The following is a 19,616-nucleotide window of genomic DNA, read 5'->3' as shown; positions in this document are numbered from 1 at the left end:
GGGAAGGCGAGGGCCTCCCCATTCGCGCCATTCGCGGTTCCGCTCTTCAGATCAGCGTCTGGATGGCCCGGACCTTCATCTCGCCGCGCAGGGTCTCGACGGCTTCGCAGGCGGCGAGGGCGGCGCTGAGGTTGGTGAGGCAGGGGATCTTCAGGCGCAGGGCCTCGCGGCGGATGGCGCTCTCGTCGAAGAAGGCGTCGCGGCCCAGGGGCGTGTTGATGACCCACTGCACCTCGCCGTTCTTCAGCAGGTCCACCGCGTTCGGCCGGCCCTCGTTCACCTTGAAGATCTTCCGCACCTTGAGGCCCGCGGTCTCCAGCGTACGGGCCGTGCCTTCCGTGGCGCAGAGGCCGAAGCCCAGGGCCACCAGCTTCTGGGCCAGCTCCGGCAGGCGGGCCTTGTCCCGGTCGTTGACGGTGAGGAACACGGTGCCCGACAGCGGCAGGGGGATGCCCGCCGCCAGCAGGGCCTTGGCGTAGGCTTCGCCGAAGCCCTCGCCGATGCCCATGACCTCGCCCGTGCTCTTCATCTCGGGGCCCAGCACGGGATCCACGCCGGGGAACTTGGCGAAGGGGAACACCACACCCTTCACCGACACGGCCCGCGCCACGCCATCCGTGACGCCCTGCTGCTTCAGGCTCTGCCCCAGGCCGATGCGGGCGGCGACGCCGGCCCAGTCCATGCCCGTGGCCTTGCTCACGAAGGGCACCGTGCGGCTGGCCCGGGGGTTGGCCTCCAGGCAGTAGGCGATGCCATCCTTCACCGCGAACTGGAGGTTCATGAGCCCGCGCACGCCCAAGTCCAGGGCCAGCTTGCGCGCGTAGCCCCTCACGGTCTCCAGGATGTCCTCCGGCACGCCGAGGGCGGGGATCACGGCGTAGCTGTCGCCGCTGTGGATGCCCGCCTCCTCGATGTGGGCCAGCAGGCCGGCGATGACCACCTGCTCGCCATCGCACACCACGTCGATGTCCAGTTCCTGGGCGCCGTCCAGGAAGCGGTCCAGCAGGATGGGCTGGTCGTTGCTTACGGCCACGGCCTCCCGCATGTACTTCTCCAGGCCCGCGTCATCGAAGACCACGGCCATGGCCCGGCCGCCCAGCACGAAGCTGGGGCGCACCATCACCGGGTAGTTGAGCCGCTGGGCGATGTCCTTGGCCTGCTCGTAGCTGGTGGCCATGCCCCAGGCCGGGGCCGGAATGTCCAGGCGCCGGAGGGCCTGGCCGAAGCGCTCGCGGTCCTCGGCGTCGAGGATGGCGTGGAGCGGTGTGCCCAGGAGCTTCACGCCCGCGGCGTGCAGAGGCGAGGCCAGCTTCAGGGGCGTCTGCCCGCCGAACTGGGCGAAGACGCCCAGGAGCTTGCCGCCCGCGGCCTCGCGGTCCACCACGGCCTTCACGTGCTCGTAGGTGAGGGGCTCGAAGTAGAGGCGGTCGCTGGTGTCGAAGTCCGTGCTGACGGTCTCGGGATTGCAGTTGATGAGGATGGCCTCCACGCCGCTGGCGCGGATGGCCTCCACCGCCTGGACGCAGCAGCAGTCGAACTCCACGCCCTGGCCGATGCGGTTGGGGCCGCTCCCCAGCACGATGGCCTTGGGGCGGTCCGTCGGTTCCGCTTCGCTGTGGTCCTCCCAGGTGCCGTAGAGGTAGGGCGTCTCGGCCTGGAACTCGCCGGCGCAGGTGTCCACCCGCTTGTAGGCGGGGCGCAGGCCCAGGGCCTCCCGCCGGGCCGCGACCTCAGCCTCGGTGCCTGAGCAGAACACGGCGATCTGGTCATCCGCGAAGCCGGCGCGCTTGGCCTTCTCCAGCAACTCCTCGGGCAGCCGGTCCACGGGGAAGCTGCGGAGGCGGCCCTCCAGCACCACGATCTCCTCGATCTCGCGCAGGAACCAGGGGGTGATCTTCGTGAGGCGGTGCAGCTCCTCCACGCTGTGGCCGGCCTTCAGCGCGTGGTAGACCCAGAAGATGCGCTGGGGCCCGGGAATGAGCAGGTGCTCCTTGAGGCGGCCCAGGTCCAGCTTGCCCTCCAGGGCGCCGGAGATGCCCTTGTGGCCCTCCTCCAGCGAGCGCACGGCCTTCTGCAGAGCCTCCTGGAAGCTGCGGCCCAGGCTCATGACCTCGCCCACACTCTTCATCTGGGTGCCCAGCACCTTCTCGGCCTGGGGGAACTTCTCGAAGGTGAAGCGGGGGATCTTCACCACCACGTAGTCCAGCACCGGCTCGAAGGCCGCCTTGGTCATGCGGGTGATGGCGTTGGGCAGTTCCCAGAGCCGGTAGCCCAGGGCGAGCTTCGTCGCCACCCAGGCGATGGGGAAGCCCGTGGCCTTCGACGCCAGCGCCGAGCTGCGGCTCACGCGGGGGTTCATCTCGATGACGATGATGCGGCTGGTCTCGGGCTCCAGCGCGAACTGGATGTTCGAGCCGCCGGTCTCCACGCCCACGGCGCGGATGACGGCCAGGGCCGCGTCGCGCATGCGCTGGTACTCAGGATCCGTCAGCGTGAGCGCGGGTGCCACGGTGATGCTGTCGCCCGTGTGGATGCCCATGGGATCGAGGTTCTCGATGGAGCAGATCACCTCGACGTTGTCGTCAAGGTCGCGCACCACCTCCAGCTCGAACTCCTTCCAGCCCAGGATGCTCTCCTCGATGAGCACCTGCTTGGTGGGGCTCAGATCCAGGCCCCGGGCCACGATGGTCTCGAACTCGTCCACGTTGTAGGCGATGCCGCCGCCGCTGCCGCCCAGGGTGAAGCTGGGGCGGATGATGGCGGGGAAGCCCGTCAGTTTGAGCAGGTCGCGGGCCTCGCCCATGTTGTGCGCGAAGCCGCCGCGGCAGGTCTCCAGGCCCAGGTCGTCCATGAGGGCCTTGAAGAGCTGGCGGTCCTCGCCGCGGTTGATGGCCTCGGGCTGGGCGCCGATGAGCATGACGCCCGTGCGCTCCAGCAGGCCGCTCTCATGGGCCTCCATGGCGAGATTGAGGGCCGTCTGGCCGCCCACGGTCGGGAGGATGGCGTCGGGCTGCTCGGCCTCGATGACCTTCTCCAGCACGGCCAGCGTGAGCGGCTCGATGTAGGTGGCGTCCGCGCGGCCGGGGTCCGTCATGATCGAGGCCGGGTTGGAGTTCAGCAGGATGGTGCGGATGCCCTCTTCCCGCAGAGCCTTCAGCGCCTGCGTCCCCGAGTAGTCGAACTCGCAGGCCTGCCCGATCTGGATGGGCCCCGAGCCCAGCACCAGCACGCTCTTCAGATCCGTCCGCTTAGGCATGGTGGACCTCCTGGAGCAGATCAACGAAGCGCTGGAACGCCGGGTGGGCATCGTGGGGGCCCGGTGACGCCTCGGGGTGATGCTGGAGCGAGAAGATCGGCAGCTTCGTATGCCGCAGGCCCTCGACGGTGCCATCGCTGAGGTGCTTGTGGGTGACCTCGATCTCCTTGGGCAGGCTGGCCTCGTCCACGGCGAAGCCGTGGTTCTGGGCCGTGATCTCGATGCGGCCGGTCATGAGGTCATGCACAGGCTGGTTGGCGCCACGGTGGCCGAACTTGAGCTTGAAGGTGCGGCCGCCGAAGGCCTGGCCCAGCAGCTGGTGGCCCAGGCAGATGCCGAAGATGGGCAGCTTGCCGATGCAGGCCTCCACTTCCTTCTGCATGCCGGGCAGCGCCGCGGGATCGCCGGGGCCGTTGCTGAGGAAGAGACCGTGGAAGCGCTTGGCGGCCAGTTCCGTGGCCGGAGCATCCCAGGGGAAGACTTCGAGATGCAGGCCGACGGCCTCCAGCTGCCTCAGGATGCTCAGCTTGATGCCGCCATCCAGCACCGCCACGCGGAAGGCGCCGCCGGGGTTGAGCTCGTAGCGGTCCTTGCAGCTCACCTCGGCGCAGAGGGCCTGGCCGGTCATGTCCGGCAGGGCCCTGGCCTTGGCCACGCCCGCGTCGAGGCTGCCGTCCAGCTCGGTCCAGATGAGCGAGGGCTGGGAGCCCTGGTCGCGCAGGTGCTGCGTGAGCGCGCGCGTATCGAGGTCGGACATCACGGGGATGTGGTGGCGCTTGAGCCAGCCCGCCAGGTCGCCCTCGGAGCGGGCGTGGTCGGGCGCAAAGGTCAGCCGGCGGCAGAGCAGGCCCGTGGCCCAGGGCCGCGTGCCCTCGTTCAGGTCGGCGTGGATGCCGTAGATGCCCTGCTCCGGGAAGGTCATGCAGACCATCTGGCCCGCGAAGCTGGGGTCCGTGAGGACCTCCTGGTACCCGGCCATGGCCGTCGTGAACACCGCCTCGCCGCCCCCGCCGAAGCCCAACGGCGCCCGCCCCCGGAAGATGGTCCCGTCCTTCAGGATCAGGTGCGCGTGCATGTGCCTCCCCCCGCTCGGTGGCCCTGCAAAAACCCCGCGAAGGCCAAGCCGTCGCGGGGCGGTGAGAAATGGCTCGGTCCTGTGGGGACCAGAAGTGAGTGTAGCGAGCCGTAAAAGCGAGGATCAGCCTTTTTGTTCAAGGGCTTTTCGGCCATACTGCTCCCTTGTTCCCGAGGTAGACGGCACGGTTTCGGCCACACTGGATCCATGTGGAGCGGCGACGACATCTACTTCATGAAGCTCGCCCTCGAGGAGGCCGAGAAGGCGGATCGCCTAGACGAGGTGCCGGTGGGCGCCGTGCTGGTGTCTGAAGGCGCCCTGCTGGGACGCGGGCACAACCACCCCGTGAAGCTGAACGACCCCACGGCCCACGCGGAGATCCAGGCCCTGCGCAGCGCCGGGGCCTGGGCCAAGAACTACCGGCTGACGGGCGCCACGCTCTACGTGACGCTGGAACCCTGCCTCATGTGCTTCGGCGCGCTGATCCACGCCCGCGTCGGACGCGTGGTGTTCGGCGCCACGGATCCCAAGGTCGGCGTCAGCCGCTGGCTGGACACGCTCGATGGGGCGGCCCTGAACCACCGCTTCACGCTGGAGGGCGGACTGCTGGAGCCCGAGTGCCGCGAGCAGCTGCAGGCCTTCTTCCGACGGCGGCGCGCCTAGGATCGAGGGGTCAACGCCCCCCTGGCGCCGGCACCTGGAAGAGGCTGGGCATGTCCCCGGCCGGGAGGCCATCTTCCGGAGTGAAGAACGCCGCCGTCAGGGCCCTGACCAAGCTGGGGCGCGCCACGCCATCCCCCTCGGACCAGAGGAAGGCCACCAGGGCCGAGGGCGGAGCCGCGAGGGGCTCGGCGGCCGCCGAAAGACCCAGCGGCCGGGGCAGGACCTCCAGCCGGGCGGGCCCGCGGCTCCGTCCCGCCTTGCTGAAGGCCTGGGCCTCACGGAATCCGGGATGCGCGGTGGGGGCCACGAAGACCCGGGCGATGGCCCAGCCGGGCTCGGGGAAGCGCAGGGGCGCCACCAGGGCGATGTCCTTGCCGAAGGAGACGGTCATTCCAGGGGCCAGCCGGCGGCCCCGGATCCGCAGTTCCCGCTCTTCTCCGGGGCGCACCGCTGAAGGCACGACCTCATCGACCTGCGGAGCCTCCTCGCCACCCAGCTTCACGAAGTAGCGGATCAGCGGCGGCTCGAAGGTCACCTGCGGGGAGAGGATCCGCAGTGTGACCCAGTGTTCTCCGGGGGCCGTGGTGGGAAGGGGGATCATGCTTCGGGAATCCAGCGTGGCCGTTCCGGCGAAGGCCAGCTGCATCGCGAAGGTCCCCAGGGGGATGCCGTCCACCACCCACTGGGCCTGGAGCAGGCCCGTGCCCTCGAACTTGAGGTCGGCGAACGCCACCAGGGGCCTGAATCCCTGCTCCACCGACATGTCCACACGGCCATCCTCCCAGCGCAGGCGCAGCATGGAGAGGGTGAACGGCGCCGTCGGGCCGAGGCGGGTCGCCACGAAGACCGGCACCTGGACGGTGAGCGGCAGTCCCTGCCCCGCAGCGTAGGGATACGACGCCCGCACCATGTAGGAACCCGTGCGGGCATAGACGTGGGAGGCCACGACCCCGCCGCTGAGGGGCTGGGTCTGGTCCCCGAAGTCCCAGGACACGGGCCCGATGGGAGGGTAGGTCGGGGAAAGCACGAAGGTGGCGGGCGCCCCGACGACCGGGACGCCCGGGGTGACGGTGATCGTCCCCTGGGCCCGCAGTGCCATGGCGCAGAAAAGGGTGAGCGTGATGAGGAGGGTTCGCATGGGGCTGCTCCTCAGTACGAGATGTTCAGGAGGATGGAGACCGAATTGTCGTTCCCCGGGATGACCAGCGTCGGTGTCGGAGTGGCGGTTCCTCCCGTGCCCGTCCCGGTCAGGGGCGGGGTCACCAGGTTCGGGGTGTGCGTGTAGCGGCCCTTGAGGCCCAGGCTGGCCCGGCCGCGGCCCTTGAGGAAGGTGTCCAGGAAGAACCGCAGGGTGCCCTCTGCGACGGAGTTCTCCATCACCTCACCCGTGAGGAGCACCGTGCGGGAGATCCCGCCGTTCAGGAGGAAGCCCAGGACGCCGGGGACGAGGGTGACGTCGGCATTGAGGAAGGCGTTCTCCATGGTCGTCTTCTGGTCGCCGGGATCGCTGAGGGTGCGGGACCAGCTCAGGTTCGGCGACAACCGCACCCGCTGGCCCAGCGCCAGGCTTCCCCCCAAGGAGAGCGTGGTGCTGCTGCCGGTGGTGTCGCTGGCCCCTTCAGAGCGGAGCCGGTCGAACTGGGCGTTGAAGGCCAGGCTGGAGGCCGGGGGCAGCACCAGATCGAAGCCCGTGGTCAATCCGGAGCGCTTGCTGTTGCTGAAGGGGATGAGCGGATTGGAGATCAGCTCGGCCTCCTGGTGCGCCTGCCGGAGACCCACCCGCCAGAACAGGGTCTGCGTGAGGCCCACCCGCGCATCCACGCTCTGGGTCTGGTTCCAGGCCTGGTCCAGGCCCGGCTGCCCGGTGGGATTGGTGCGCTCATCGACGGCCGTGGCGCTCAGGCTCCAGGACGCGTAGTTCACGCCGAGGCTGCCGTTCAAGGTGCGGCGGTCCCCCACGAAGAAGGCCACGCCGACCGTGCCGAAGTCCCGACCCACGTCCCGATAGCCCAGCTGGGCACTGAAGGGGCCGTCCACCCAGAAGCCGCTGAGGCGCCAGGCCTGGTCGGTGAGGTGCGTCGCCTCGTTCACCAGGTCCTTGGTGAAGAGGCTCCGCGCGTATTCCCCCGACACGGCCAGCCGGCTCTCGAAGAACCGTCCGTCGAGGACGAAGGAACCCGTGGACCCATCCCGCACCGTGGGCGCATAGGCGGACACCAGGTTCAGGGCGGTGGCGGGATCGTCCTTGCCCGACAGGAAGACCACCTTGGCGCGCAAGTTCCCGTTCAGCCAGCCGTACCCCAGGGACCCGCCATAGACTTCACTCCCCTTCACGGGCCAGGCCAGCCCTTCGGTGCCCGAATGGGCCTGGGTGTTGAGCGCGAAGAGATGCCCCCCCAGCGGCTGCCCGGTGTAGCTGTAGTCGAACCCCCGGCGCCCTGCCCCGGCGAGGGTGAGCTCGGATTCCTGGACCACCATGTCGCCCAACTGGACCTTGTTGCCCCCTGCGGCGTAGGCCGCCTGGAGGTCGCCGAGGCTCCAACGGGTCTGGTTCCCGAAGGGCTGGTTGGTATAGACCACCCGGGCGTTCAGGAGCACCTGCTGGCCGTCCTCCTCCTTCTGGTAGGCGAACCGGATCTGGCCGGAACCCAGGTTCCGCCGTTCGCCTTCGACGGGCGTCTGATGATGGGCTACGCGTTCGAAAGCCCCATCGACATAGATGGGTCCGTGGGCCGGGGGCTGGCCGGCCGCAGCTGCCGCCGGAGGAGCTGGAACGGCGGCCGGGAGCGGCTGTCCAGCCTGGGCCGCAGCCGTTCCACCCGCCGGCGCCGCAGCGGTGCCGGGCATCTGCAGGCTGGCGAAGGAGGCCGGGGCCTCCGCGGGCAGGTACTTGATGCCGGCGGGCGTCCGCAGAGCGGCGTAGTACTCGAGTTTCGCCCCGGCCGGGAAAGCGGCCTCCAGCTGGCCCGCATAGGATGTGCCGTCCGGGCCGGCGTCGAGGTTGAAGCTGGAGAACTCCTCCTCCCCCGCCACGCGGTAGAAGACCACGACCCATTCGGTGCCCGCCGGGGCCGTGGCGGTGCCCTTCAGGGCTCCGCCCGGCGCGGCGGGCGGCTTCAGTTCAAAACCGTCCCCGGCCGCCGCCACGGAGAGTGCGGTGGCGGCGAGGACGAAGGTCCGCAGAGACCGGGTGTTCACGCGTGCCTCCCAGGCAGGGGGAAAACTCCGGGCAGGGCGCTACTGCTCACGCACGGCGGGGCCGTGCGGGCCACCCAGGTGGCCACGGATGACAGGATCGCCGTCGAGCATCGCCTCGACCTTGCGCAGCAGCGCAGGGTCCTTGGCGAACCGCGTGCGGGCTTCGGCCAGCAGGGCCCGCTTCTCGGCCTCCGCCGCCGCCCCGGACTTGCCGGCGAAGCGCTGGGAGATCTCGGCATCGATGCGGGGCTTGGCGGCGGGATCCACCTTCGGGGGCGCGGCCTGGAGACGCTTGAAGTCCTGCCAGGGGCCCTTGAGCTTGGCGGCCATCTGGGTGCCGGCGGTGCGGGCGGTGAGCCGCGAGGCCACCGTCCGGTTGAAGGGCGCCAGGGCCATGGTCTTGTGCTGGTTCAGGTTCAGGGCCAGGATCCCCGGGGCGGGCGCGGCTCCGGCCACGTGCGTCACGAAGGCCCGGACATCCAGGCGCTGACGCGGGATCAGGGAGTTGAGGGCATCGCAGGAGGCCTTCGTCCTCGACCGCTGGACCTTCTGCATGGCGTCGGCGATCTTCTTCGCCACGGCGGCGCGGTCCAGGGCGTCCTGGATGGGCCGCTGGGCCTGATCGAGGGTCGCCTTGGCCTGCTGCATCACCGCATCGTGCACCTGGGTCATGATGGTGATGGTCTGGGTCGTGATCTGGGTGATGGCGTCATCCACGATCCGGCTGGGATCGAAGATGTGCTCGGGGTGGTTGACCAGATCCGTGAGCATGTTCCCCAGCGTCTGAAGCGGCGCCAGCAGGGCGGTCTGCGCGATGTTCCCGGCCGAGGAGGCGGCGGCGACGGCCTGCTGTTCCGCCTGGGTGGCGAACTGCCGCACCTGGTTGATGGGCTGGGTGATGTCCGGGCGGAGGGCGTCGATGGCATCCTTGGCCCGCCGGAGCGCATCCACCACCTCCTGGGGATCCGCCGGCAGCTGGTCGAGCCGGACCGCCGTGCCGGTTCCCCCGGGCCTGGGTGCGGGGGTCGCCGGCGCAGGTCGGGTGCCGGGTGGCTGCGCCAGAGCCCCGGAGGTGCCCGCGCGGGTCGCAGCGGCGCCGGCGGGCGCAATGGCGACTGGAGCCACATGGGGTGCCACCAGCTGCGGCCGGCTGGCCTCGTTGATCACGGACTGGGCCAGCTGGGCCGCGGCATTGAAGTCCCCTTCGGCCTGGCCCGCCAGATTGCGGAGGTCCGCGGCGGCACCGTTCAATTCGGACTTGGCCAGGTTCACCACATCGGCGGCCTGCTGCCCGAGGGTCGAGGCCAGCCGCGAGACGTTCTGGATGAGGGTCCTGATGCTGTTGACGAGGCTTTCCACGGCGCAGGTGAGACCGCCGGACGCGACCGCGCCTACGCAGCTCCAGAAGTCGTCGCAGCAGGCCTGCAACGGCGCAGCGAGCGGGAACACGCTCACGAGCGCCACGGTGGCGATGGAATAGCTTCGGAATCTCACGGAACCCCCCTCGGCAGGGCCCGGGAATCCCGCCGGGGATCGGCGTCGCCGAACCCCGGCAGTTTCCACGCGGGCGTTAACCTTGCATCTCAATGTCAGGCAATGCCTGCCGATGGTGGTGCGAGGGAGTCTGAGAGTCAAGGGCCTGATTGGTATTTTTCAGAAACCCAAGTGGTAGACGACCAAAGAGTTGCCTTTCATACCCTGGATATCTATCTGATAGTGGTGCCTCTGGCTTCGAGCATGCGTACGGCAAAGGTGGCCAGCCAATGTTCCCCCTCGTAGCTCCCGGTCGCCAGGTGCGGAAGTGAGGCCCGGGCGTGGCGGTCGGCGCTTCGCACGAGCCTTTCCCGTCGGGGATCCTTCGGCCCGAAGGTCCGGGCCAGATCGTACAGGGCCCTCGCCCGGCTCAGGTTCAGACCATCCAGGTGGACGATCTTGGGATCCGTGCGATCCGAGACGGTCGCAGGAGCCAGCGTGCCGGGCAGGCCCGGCAGGAAGCCGTCCAGCCACCGCCTGAAGTGGTCCCGGGGCAGGACCCGGGCCATGAGGGCGGCTTCCTCCAGGCAGGGCGAGAGGAAGTCCTCGCCGCCGGGCTCCCAGGCCAGGGGGCCGCTGCGGTCCTTTCCGAACCAGGTGCGGGCCCGATCCAGGACCACGGCCTCCAGGCGGGCGTCCTTCGCCGTCCGGGCATAGTCGAGGGCCAGGTCCAGGCTGAAGGCCGAGTTGGGATGCACCCCGGTGCGGATCGGGTAGGTCTGCTTCGGCAGGAAGTCCAGGAAGGCCGCGGAGACCCGGTCGGCCAGCGGCTGCAGGGCCGCGGACCAGCGCCGGGCCTCGGGGGCCTCCCAGGTCTTCAGCTCCGCGGCCAGCTTGAGCAGCCAGGCCCAGCCGTAGGTGCGCTCGAAACTCCGGCGCCCCGGCTGGCCGAAGTAGGCCACCTCAGCGGCGATGCGGTCGGGCGCCAGGTTCTCGTCCAGCACCGCGCGGATCTCCCCGGCCCTGGCCATGCCCGGGTGCGTGCGCAACAGGCGCACCAGCATCCAGTGCCCGTGGACGGAGGAGTGCCAGTCGAAGCAGCCGTAGAAAGCCGGGTGCAGCGCCTTCGGCGACTTCACCTCCTCGGCGCCATTCATCACATGGTCCAGCTTGTTGGGGTATTCCTGGCGCGCGCACTTCAAGGCCAGGGCTGCGAAGCGGTCCGCCGCCGCATCGGGCAACGACAGGTCGGCCTCCTGAGCCGTCAGGGCGGCTCCCGTCAGCACCAGCCCCAGCATCCAAGCCCCTGCAGCCATCACCGCCTCCCGGATGCTGGATTCTAGCGGGCAGTTTGCTAGAATGGGCGTCCCGGAGAGATGGCCGAGTGGTTGATGGCACCGCACTCGAAATGCGGAGACGGGGAAACCTGTTCGGGGGTTCGAATCCCTCTCTCTCCGCCAGAACACGCCTTAAGCCCCTGATGAACAGGGGCTTATTTTTTCGTCTGTCGCCCCCCCATACTCCGGGCCATGCCGAATCGATCTCTGTCCCGCCGGGCCGGATCCGGACGCGGCGCCCTTCTCAGGGGTAGTAGACCTCGATGGTGTTGGCCATCCAGTAGCCGCTGCCATATCCACCGATCACGATGACGCGTCCGTTGGGCATCACCGTGGCGCTGTGCAGGCACCGCGGCAGCGCAAACCTGGGACCCGCGGAGAACGTGGTCGTGGCGGGGTTGAAGATGGCCGTCTCGCTTCTCGCCCCGTACTCGTTCGTGCCACCCCCCGTGACGAGGAAGGTTCCGTCAGCCAGGGGCGTGAACACGGCATACGGGCCCCGGCCGTAATCGAGATTGGGGCCTGCGGCGAAGCTCTGGATTCTTCCAGAGGCATCGGGAGTCCCGATCTCCGTGGCGGTGGTTTCAACCTGGAAATCGGTGCCGAGATAGCCTCCGCTGATGAGGACCCGCCCATCCGGAAGCAGGGTGGCCTGGCCGACTTCTCGTCCAGCCGTTAAGACTGGCCCGGGGCTGATCGTCCAATTCGAAGCAGAAAAGATCAGGGTCTCCGACAGGATCGGGAAATGTCCGTCATAGCCGCCCGCAAGGAGCACGTCTCCGTTCTTGAGCTTCGTCACGGCCATGCTCGCCCGCGCGCTGGGCATCATCGGTCCGTAGAAGAACTTCCCCTGGGCCGGGTCGAAGTACTCGAGCCACTCCGTCCGGTAGCCATCCACAATCAGGACCAGTCCACTGTCGAGGAGCAGCGCTTCGTGCCCCGACCTCGGGAAGTGCATGTTCCCGGCGGTGGGCGTGCATAGACCCGTGACCGGATCGAAGATCTCGGCGGTGGCCCCCGTCGCAAAGTCCCCGCCTCCGCAGATGAGGACGCGGCCATCCTTCAGACGGACCGAGGCCGCCCTGTAGCGGGTCTGGGTCATGGTGGGGCCTGGCGTGATGGAACCGAACCCACCATTGGCCGCGGGGTCATAGAAGAGAGTGCTGTTGAAATACGACGCATAACCAGGCACTGAGCCACCGGCGATCAGGATCCGGCCATCTTGAAGCAGCGTGGCCGTATGTCCGGCACGGTTGGCCGGAAGGGTCACCTTGCTGGGGCCGATCAGGCTGCCGCTCGCCATCACCGTCACGGTGCCATGGTCCGTGAGACTGGGAACCGCGGAGCTGGTAGCCGTGATGTGGTAGGTACCGGGCACCCAGGGCGCCAGGTACTGGCCGGTATAGGAATCGAAGGTGCCTCCGGGCAGCCCTTCATCCACGGTCAGGCGATAGCTTGAATTCGCGTCCGGGGCATTCTGGACGATGGCCGCGAAGGAGAAGCCAGCCCCAGGGGCGACCCGACCCGATTTTGGAGTCAAGGTGATGGTGGTCGCCGGTCCGGAGGGCGGAGGGTCGTTGACGGCCTTGGTGTAGGTGACGGAGGCCGAACAGGCGTTCAGCAACGCGATCGCGCCCACAACCACCCAGAGGAGCGGCGTCTTTTGGTCTTTCATGGATTTGGCCTCTCGACATCAGACAGATTACCCAGTTATAGCCTATTCAGAACACGCCGCTGGCCTTGAGTTCCAGGTAGCGGTTCACCAGCGCCGTGGGCAGCTTGGCGGGATTGACGTCCAGTACGCTGGCGCCCCCGTGGAGGACCTGCTGGAAGAGGGCTCCGCGCCGGGCCAGGTAGTCGTGGGCGGTCGCGTGCTCGAGGGCGGTTTCGAAATCGAGGGCGGGCCGGGCCAGGAGGCCGTCGATGATCCCTTCCCGCAGGTTGGCGAGCAGTACCAGGTGGCGGCCACGGAGGAGCCGCAGGGCCGGCAGGAGGGTGGCGTCCTCCTCGTCGCGGAGGTTGGTGAGGACGACGACGAGGCTCCGCTTCCGGAATTGCCTCAGGAACAGCTCGGCAGCGGCGAGATAGTCCGGAGCGTGGGTCGTGGGCTGCACGTCGAAGAGTTCCTGGAACAGGCGCTCGAGCGTCGCCAGGCTCTTGTGGGGCGCCACCGTGCGCGGCCGGTCCTCCGCGAAGGTGGCCACGCCCACCGCATCGCCCTGCTTGAGAGCCACATAACTCAGCAGGAACAGAGCATTGAGCGCCTGGTCGAAGTGCCCCAGCTCGGCGCCCTCCAGGTCGTCCACGGGCTTCATGCGGCGCCCGCAATCCAGAAGGAACACGACCTGCTGGTCCCGCTCATCCTGGTACTCGCGGCTGATGAGCTTCCGGCTGCGGGCACTGGCCTTCCAGTCCACCTGCCGCAGGGTGTCGCCCTGCCGGTATTCCCGCAGCTGATGGAAGTCCAGGCCTTCACCGCGCCGGGGGCGCTTGAGGATCCCGAGCATGGAGAGCCGCTGATCGGTGGCGAGGAGGGCATAGCGGGCCACGGCGGCGAAATTCGGGAACACCTTCACGGGGAACGGGGCGGGCAGCCGGAGCGAGCGGGCCCAGAGGCCCAGCCGGGTGGTCAGGCGCACCTGGATGGCGCCGAAGGACCGATGGCCGCGGGCCGTGGGCCGGACCTGGTAGGGCTGCTCGAGGAACCCCCGGGCCGGCAGCACGTGGCGGGAAGGCAGGCCCCGGCTGTCAAAATCCGGCGGGTGGTGATCGAAGAGCTCGACCCGCAGCGGGAAGGCCGAGGGATTGTGCAGCCGCACACGCACCTCCCGCCATTCGCCAAGGGCCAGACTGCCGGGGACCTCCCGTTCCCCCATCAGGCCCTTGGGCCAGAGGGCCAGCACGAGGTCGACGGCCAGCGCGAGGAGCAGGCTCCAACCGGAGGCCTGCCACCAGGGCAGGAGCCGCGCCCAGATCGAGGCGGCCAGACCGAGGAGGGTCCAGGCGCCCAGCAGGCGGAGCAGGCGGAGGGTCGGGATCATGCGCGGGGAGCCGGCACCTTGGCCAGGATGGCCTGGAGGAGATCGTCGGAGCCGAGGCCTTCGATCTCCGTTTCGGGGCTGCGCTGCAGGCGGTGGCGGAGGGCGGGCAGAGCCAGGGACTTCACGTCGTCCGGCGTGGCGAAGTCACGCCCCTCGAGCAGGGCGTGGGCCCGGACCACCCGGACGAGGGCGATGGCGCCCCTGGGCCCGGCCCCGATGGCGATGCCGGGCCACTGGCGGGTGGCACGGACGACCCGCACGGCGTAGTCGAGGACCGCATCGTCCACCCGGACGGAAGCGGCCAGACGCTGGAGCTCCAGCACCTCGGGAGCCGCCATGAGGGGACGCACGCCCTCCACCCGCAGGGCATCGCCGATCGTGTCGGTGGTGACCTGGCGGACCATGGCCGCCTCCTCGGAAGCGTCCGGATACCCCATCTGCACCTTGAGGAGGAACCGATCCAGCTGGGCCTCGGGCAGCGGGTAGGTCCCCTCCTGTTCAATCGGATTCTGGGTGGCGAGCACCATGAAAGGGGCTTCCACCGGCAGCGTGCGGCCCTCCAGGCTCACCTGCTGCTCCTGCATCACCTCCAGCAGGGCGGCCTGGGTCTTGGCGGGAGCGCGGTTCACCTCATCGGCCAGGAGGAGGTTGGTGAACACGGGCCCCTTGCGGAGGTGGAACTGTTCGCTCTTCATGTCCCACACCGCATGCCCCATGACATCACTGGGCATGAGGTCGGGGGTGAACTGGATGCGTGCGAAAGCGCCCTGGAAGGTGGTGGCCAGGGCGCGCACCAGGAGGGTCTTCCCCAGACCGGGCACCCCTTCGAGGAGCACGTGTCCGCCGGCCAGGAAGGCGGCGAGCACCTGGCCGACCACGGCTTCCTGGCCGACCAGGGCACGGTGGATCTCCGTCCGGAGGGCCTCGGCCTGTTCAGCGGCCCACTGGATGCGGGAGGGATCGGAGGGGGTGGGCAGGTTCGTCATGGGGGTTCCTGGGGGTTGAAACGGGAGGGGGTCAGCTCAAGCGCTGGCGGAGGCGCTCGAGGGTGATCAGATCCTGGGCGAGCTGCTGGGAACTGCGGCCCGGGCGGTCATCCAGGGCGGCATGGATGGCGTCGGCGGTGCCACCCGTGGCCTGGGCCAGCCATTCGGCCTTCGCTCCGGGAGCCAGTGATCCGAAGGCGGGATTCAGGCGTTGGGCCCGCCGCTCGAGGGCGGTCCGGGTCCTGGCGACCAGGTGGACCTCCGCCCCGCCCCACCACATCAGGCGGGCGCTGGCGGTCAGGTGCTCGAGCAGGGAACGCCGCCGAGCCAGCGGCTCCGGCAGCATGGGTCCGAAGCGGGGCCAGCCCTTCCAGACCCAGGCGCCCAGGAGGGCCAGCAACGCCAGCCCTGGCGCCTTGGCGTGATTCCACAGCCAGAGGAACAAAGAGAGTTCCGTGGGTCGGGACCAGACCACCACCGGCCCCTCCCCGGCCTGGAGCGAGAGGAGGCGGTGCAGATAGGCCGCATGGTCGAGCTCGGCGAGGGTGCGGCGGTAGACGAAGCTCAGATCGGGGGTGAGCGTGATCCGGCCCTTCCCCTCTTCCCGCGTGAGCAGCACCTCCAGGCCCTTGTAGCCCATGGAGAAGCCCCACGATCCGGCATGCTCTGGCACAAGACGCCAGCGGGAGGACCGCCGGATGCGGTAGGGCACCTCACCCTCCTCGAAGGTGTCCGTGCCCTCGCGTTGTTTCGGAGTCAGGAACTCGATCTCCTCCGGGCGGATGTTCTTGAGCGTGACGCCCAGAGCCTTGTGCAGCGCCGCCAGGCCACGGTCGTCGTTGAACGGCGCCGGCGTCCCATCCGTCAGCAGGTGCCCGCCGCGGCGGACCCAGGCCAGCAGTGTCTCGACTTCGGCAGGGGTCAGGGGCCGGCTGAGGCGCAGGAGGATGACCACCCCTCCCTCGGGCAACTCCCCGGCCAGCAGCTCCCCGCCCTTCCGGGTCACCTTCCGTCCTTCGGCCTCCAGCCACTTCTGCAGCAGGAGGGAGTCGTTCTCGACCGCCTCTCCCTTGAGCCCCACCTCGATGCTCCTGGGCACTCGGCGGAACGAGTGGCGGCTCATCCAGGCCAGGAACGCCCCCGCCACCACGACCGCGGCCAGCAGTCCGATCAGGAAGCGGCGGGCCGGATTCATGACCGGCCTCCGAACGCCGCGGGCCAGGCCTCGCACAGGCCCTCGAAGGCCTCCCTCGTCGGAAGGTCATCCTTGTAGGCGAGGCGCTGCCAGGTGAGGGTCAGGGTCTTGAAGATGGCCGCGGGCCCCGGGTCCAGGTGGTCCCCGGCGGCCCGCAGGCAATCGCCCTCGGTGGCGCTGGCCGGGATCTCCATCCCCTTGCGGTGGACGAGCTCGGCCAGGGCGGCCCGGTAGAGCAGGGCCAGGGCCGCGCGGGGTTCCCCACGCACGAACAGGTGCCGGGCGGCCGCCGGCACATCGGGCGGCAGGCTCTCGGGACGGATGTCCAGGCCCGCCACGGCTGCGGGGGCCTCCCAGTCCGGCTCTCGGGCGACGGGCAGGCCGAGACGGTGCCGGAAGCGGTAGATCAGCCACAGCACGAAGGCGAGGAGGCCTCCCACCAGCATGACCTTGCCCACCAGGGCGATGAGGTCCCAGAGTCCCTTCAGGAAGTCCAGGTTCCGGGATCCGGAGGGTTTGGCCGGTTCCTTCTTCGCGAAGAAGAAGTCCAGGAAGCTGCGCAGCCAGTGGGGCTCCCGGCCGGTGGGCTCGTAGCTCAGGACCCGGATCTCCTCGGTGTGCCGGAAGGCGGGGTCCTCCTTCAGGATCCGCTGGGCCCGTTGATGCGCTTCCTCCTGGGGTCGGAGGGGGCCTTCGGCCGGGTGCTTGGGGGTCGGCGGCGCCCCTTCGGCCTGCACGACCGGCTCACCGTCCGGGGCGGGCGGGGGCTCCTGGGCACCGAGCGAGCGGGCACCCAGCAGGAGCAGGACCACCAGGGAGAGCCGGGCCGCCAGCCGACGGAAGGCCAGCTCCAGGTCCCAGCCCTCCAGGTGGGTGCGGCGATTGAGGTAGAGGCCGAACCCACCCGCCACGAAGAGGGGCTCTGTGAGCGTGAGCGCCAGGATCCCCACGGCCGTGAGGAACCACTGGAAGCCCAGGGTCATGGTGTCGAAGCCGCTCCACAGCTCCACGCGGCTGCCCGGCGGCATCATGCCCTGGAGCAGGGCGAGGAAGCCCACGAGCGTCATGAGGGTGAACAGCCAGCCCGAACAGGTGAGGAGGAACCCAGCCCCGGCGCTCTGCCGCGTGAGCACCCGTGCGCGCTGGCGGTAGCCGGCGCCGTGGAGTCCCTCGAGCTGGAAGATGGGCAGGACATAGCTCCGCAGGGGGGACAGGCGCCTCCAGAGCAGGCCCGCCGCGAGGCCCCGCCGATGCACGGCCCTCCATTCCCGCAGGAAGTCCCACACGGAGGCTGATTGCCCGAAGACGGCGCGGCTGAGCACGAACAGCACGCCCCGGTCCAGCCAGGGCTTCAGCCACCAGTAGCCCAGCAGACACCACAGGGGGGTCCGGAAAAGGAAGGGCAGGAACAGGCCCAGGAGGAAGAGCACCTGGAGACCCCATACCCCGGCGACCGGCCGCCAGTGGGCCTGCAGGAGGCCCAGGCCCAGGTCCACGGCCTCCATCGCGGTCCGGGCCCGGGGGACGAAGCCCATGGTCCCGGGCTTCATCGGCCCCTCCGCCCGGCCAGGAGCAGCCACAGGGCCAGAAGCGTCCAGAAGGCGAGCCCCACCGCGACTTTCGCCTTCCAGGGCACGAGGGCGTTCCCGGACCAGAAGCCTTCAAAGCAGGCGGCGACGAAGGTGAGCACGACCGCCCCGAAGAGCAGCCGGGCCCCTTTCCGGGCGCCTTCCCGCAGGGCCGCGACCCGGGAGCGCCGTCCGGGATGCATCAGGGAAAGGCCCATCCGCAGGCCCCCGGCCCCGCTGAGCACGCCGCCGATCAGCTCGAAGGAGCTGTGGCCGCTGATGAAACCGTAGAACGTCGCGGTCAGGCCCTGGTTGGTGAGGTGGGCCATCACCGCGCCCCCGTGCAGGCCATTGAAGGGCAGGAAGAAGAGCGGCCCGATCCCCGCCAGCAGGCCGGACGCGAAGATCTGGAAGTCGATGCCGACGTTGTTGAGGATGTACCAGCCGAACATCATGACGTCCCGGGTCGCTCCCATGGCACCGGCCACCGGGGTTTTCGGGTCATACATCTGGACGTATCGGGCGGCCTCCTCCGGACTCAACATCAGGTGCACGAGGTTCGGGTCCGCCCGCACGAGCAGGAAGGCCCCGATCCAGGTCCCGAAGAACAGGAGACCCGACACGGCCACCAGCCGCCATTCCCCCCGCACCTGCCGGGGAAGGTCCTGCCACAGGAAGCGGAGCGCGCCGAGCAGCCCCTCGCCCCGCTCCCCGTAGATCCTCTGGTGAAGGCGGAGGGCGAGCTGCTGGAGGCGCTCGACGAGGGCCGGGCTGTAGTGCCGCTCCCGCGCCACGGCCAGGTGGTGGCACAGCTGCCGGTAGGCGGGCGGCACGTCCTCGGGGTTCAGGGTGGGCCGTTCCTCCAGCCACCCCTGGAGGTCTTCCCAGGCCTGCCGGTGCTGCTGCTCGAACAGCTGCTGCCTCATCGGCCACCCCACAGGTAGCGGGCCATCCCCAGCACGACCTTGAGCCCGCCGGCCCCCCGGGCCCCACTGAGGGGGCTCAGCACATCCGCGAGCTCCTCGCTCCGGGCGGCCGTGAACCGCGGACTCCGCTCCGCAAACGCGAGGATCGCGGACTGCTCCTCGAGCGTCAACGCAAGGGTGGGCGCCACGGGCTCGGCCAGGGGCAGCACCGGGGCCTGGACCCCGGCCTCTTCATGCACCACGAGGGTGCCGGCCACGATGTCCCCGATGCGCTGGAAGTCCCGCGTCAGGAGAGTGCTCACCAGGCCGACCGTGTAGGCCCCGGGCAGGCCGTCCACGACGCGGAGCAGGTTCCGGATGAGGCTCGGGCTCCAGCCGACGGGCCGGCCGTCCGTCATGAGCACCCGCAGGTTGAGCCAGCGCTTCCCCAGGGTCCGGCCGCCCCCCAGCACCTCGAAAAAGACGGGATAGAGCCACTGGGCGAGGAAGAACAGGATGAACCACAGGCCCAGCCCCAGCGGTCCCAGGTAGGCGAGGCCGATGCCGAAGAGGATCAACCCCATCCAGACCACGACCTGGTCGACGAAAAAGGCCCAGAGGCGGACCACGGGGCCCGCGGGGCGAAGGTGCAGTTCGACGCCTTCAGGTGTCTCGATGGTCCGGACCGTGTCGATGGGCTGCAAGGCTAGGGTCTGTTTTCAAAGTGGATGCGAGCCGCGACGGGTCCAGCCGCGTGATCCGGGAAGGAAGCGTGCGCAGGGCGATGCGGGCCATCGTTCAAGCGCGGTGACGCACCTGGGCGCGCGGCTGGACCCGTCCCCCTCTCCCTATCGCAGGCCCCGCTTGGGGCCTGCTCCTGCCCGGCGAAACGCCGGGCAGAGGGCGGAACCGGCAAGGG

The 19,616-nt window shown here is 69.4% G+C and carries 14 protein-coding genes and 1 tRNA gene; 2 read left to right on the top strand and 13 right to left on the bottom strand.

The genetic code is table 11. The annotated features are described in order from the left end of the window. Nucleotides 1-46 precede the first annotated feature (46 nt). Both carB and carA read right to left on the bottom strand, forming a co-directional pair. Nucleotides 47-3,256: a carbamoyl-phosphate synthase large subunit gene (carB, locus tag MLE43_RS14580; protein ID WP_243305333.1), complete on the bottom strand. Its 3,210-nt coding sequence runs from the start codon at nucleotides 3,254-3,256 to the stop codon at nucleotides 47-49. After that, on the bottom strand, nucleotides 3,249-4,331 hold the full coding sequence (gene carA, locus MLE43_RS14575; RefSeq protein ID WP_243305331.1) for a glutamine-hydrolyzing carbamoyl-phosphate synthase small subunit: 1,083 nt from the start codon (nucleotides 4,329-4,331) through the stop codon (nucleotides 3,249-3,251). Before carA ends, carB begins: the two co-directional genes overlap by 8 nt. A 207-nt stretch (nucleotides 4,332-4,538) precedes the next feature. Between carA and tadA the strand changes: the two genes are divergently transcribed. Further along, nucleotides 4,539-4,994, top strand: a complete 456-nt coding sequence (gene tadA, locus MLE43_RS14570) for a tRNA adenosine(34) deaminase TadA (RefSeq protein WP_243305329.1) — start codon at nucleotides 4,539-4,541, stop codon at nucleotides 4,992-4,994. Between the two features lie 10 nt (nucleotides 4,995-5,004). Here tadA and MLE43_RS14565 read toward each other — a convergent pair whose 3' ends face one another. The 4 genes from MLE43_RS14565 to MLE43_RS14550 all read right to left on the bottom strand — a co-directional run bounded on the left by MLE43_RS14565 (nucleotide 5,005) and on the right by MLE43_RS14550 (nucleotide 10,981). Further along, complete coding sequence (locus MLE43_RS14565) at nucleotides 5,005-6,132, bottom strand: PKD domain-containing protein (protein WP_243305327.1); 1,128 nt, start codon at nucleotides 6,130-6,132, stop codon at nucleotides 5,005-5,007. A gap of 11 nt (nucleotides 6,133-6,143) precedes the next feature. Continuing rightward, nucleotides 6,144-8,192, bottom strand: a complete 2,049-nt coding sequence (locus MLE43_RS14560) for a hypothetical protein (RefSeq protein ID WP_243305326.1) — start codon at nucleotides 8,190-8,192, stop codon at nucleotides 6,144-6,146. 39 nt (nucleotides 8,193-8,231) lie between these two features. Next, on the bottom strand, nucleotides 8,232-9,686 hold the full coding sequence (locus MLE43_RS14555) for a hypothetical protein (protein ID WP_243305324.1): 1,455 nt from the start codon (nucleotides 9,684-9,686) through the stop codon (nucleotides 8,232-8,234). A 212-nt stretch (nucleotides 9,687-9,898) separates the two neighbouring features. Further along, nucleotides 9,899-10,981 carry a DUF2891 domain-containing protein gene (locus MLE43_RS14550; protein ID WP_243305322.1) on the bottom strand — a complete coding sequence of 361 codons (1,083 nt, stop codon included), beginning with the start codon at nucleotides 10,979-10,981 and terminating at the stop codon, nucleotides 9,899-9,901. 54 nt (nucleotides 10,982-11,035) lie between these two features. Here MLE43_RS14550 and MLE43_RS14545 point away from each other — a divergent pair. Further along, nucleotides 11,036-11,125: transfer RNA gene (locus MLE43_RS14545), tRNA-Ser, on the top strand. A gap of 121 nt (nucleotides 11,126-11,246) precedes the next feature. On the opposite strand, the gene MLE43_RS14540 is transcribed toward MLE43_RS14545, so the two are convergent. Genes MLE43_RS14540 through MLE43_RS14510 form a run of 7 tightly spaced genes read right to left on the bottom strand, consistent with a single transcriptional unit; the run spans nucleotide 11,247 to nucleotide 19,401 of the window. After that, the gene (locus MLE43_RS14540; protein ID WP_243305320.1) at nucleotides 11,247-12,677 is read right to left on the bottom strand and encodes a Kelch repeat-containing protein; all 1,431 of its coding nucleotides are present in this window, start codon (nucleotides 12,675-12,677) and stop codon (nucleotides 11,247-11,249) included. Between the two features lie 46 nt (nucleotides 12,678-12,723). Beyond that, nucleotides 12,724-14,043, bottom strand: coding sequence for a DUF58 domain-containing protein (locus MLE43_RS14535; RefSeq protein ID WP_243305319.1), 1,320 nt, complete (start codon nucleotides 14,041-14,043; stop codon nucleotides 12,724-12,726). After that, nucleotides 14,040-15,029, bottom strand: coding sequence for an AAA family ATPase (locus MLE43_RS14530; RefSeq protein ID WP_243305317.1), 990 nt, complete (start codon nucleotides 15,027-15,029; stop codon nucleotides 14,040-14,042). Before MLE43_RS14530 ends, MLE43_RS14535 begins: the two co-directional genes overlap by 4 nt. Before the next feature lie 31 nt (nucleotides 15,030-15,060). Beyond that, nucleotides 15,061-16,224 (bottom strand): DUF4350 domain-containing protein, encoded by a 1,164-nt coding sequence (locus tag MLE43_RS14525; RefSeq protein WP_243305314.1) that lies wholly within the window; start codon nucleotides 16,222-16,224, stop codon nucleotides 15,061-15,063. Then, entirely contained in the window at nucleotides 16,221-17,774 is a 1,554-nt protein-coding gene (locus MLE43_RS14520; protein WP_243305312.1) for a DUF4129 domain-containing protein, read from the bottom strand. Before MLE43_RS14520 ends, MLE43_RS14525 begins: the two co-directional genes overlap by 4 nt. Continuing rightward, nucleotides 17,771-18,718, bottom strand: coding sequence for a stage II sporulation protein M (locus tag MLE43_RS14515; protein WP_243305311.1), 948 nt, complete (start codon nucleotides 18,716-18,718; stop codon nucleotides 17,771-17,773). Before MLE43_RS14515 ends, MLE43_RS14520 begins: the two co-directional genes overlap by 4 nt. Next, nucleotides 18,715-19,401 (bottom strand): RDD family protein, encoded by a 687-nt coding sequence (locus MLE43_RS14510; RefSeq protein ID WP_243305309.1) that lies wholly within the window; start codon nucleotides 19,399-19,401, stop codon nucleotides 18,715-18,717. The genes MLE43_RS14515 and MLE43_RS14510 overlap by 4 nt, the downstream gene beginning before the upstream one ends. Between the last annotated feature and the right edge of the window lie 215 nt (nucleotides 19,402-19,616).

The sequence above is a fragment of the Geothrix oryzisoli genome, from assembly GCF_022808865.1.
Taxonomy (GTDB): domain Bacteria; phylum Acidobacteriota; class Holophagae; order Holophagales; family Holophagaceae; genus Geothrix; species Geothrix oryzisoli.
This window is presented reverse-complemented; position numbering and strand designations above follow the sequence as displayed.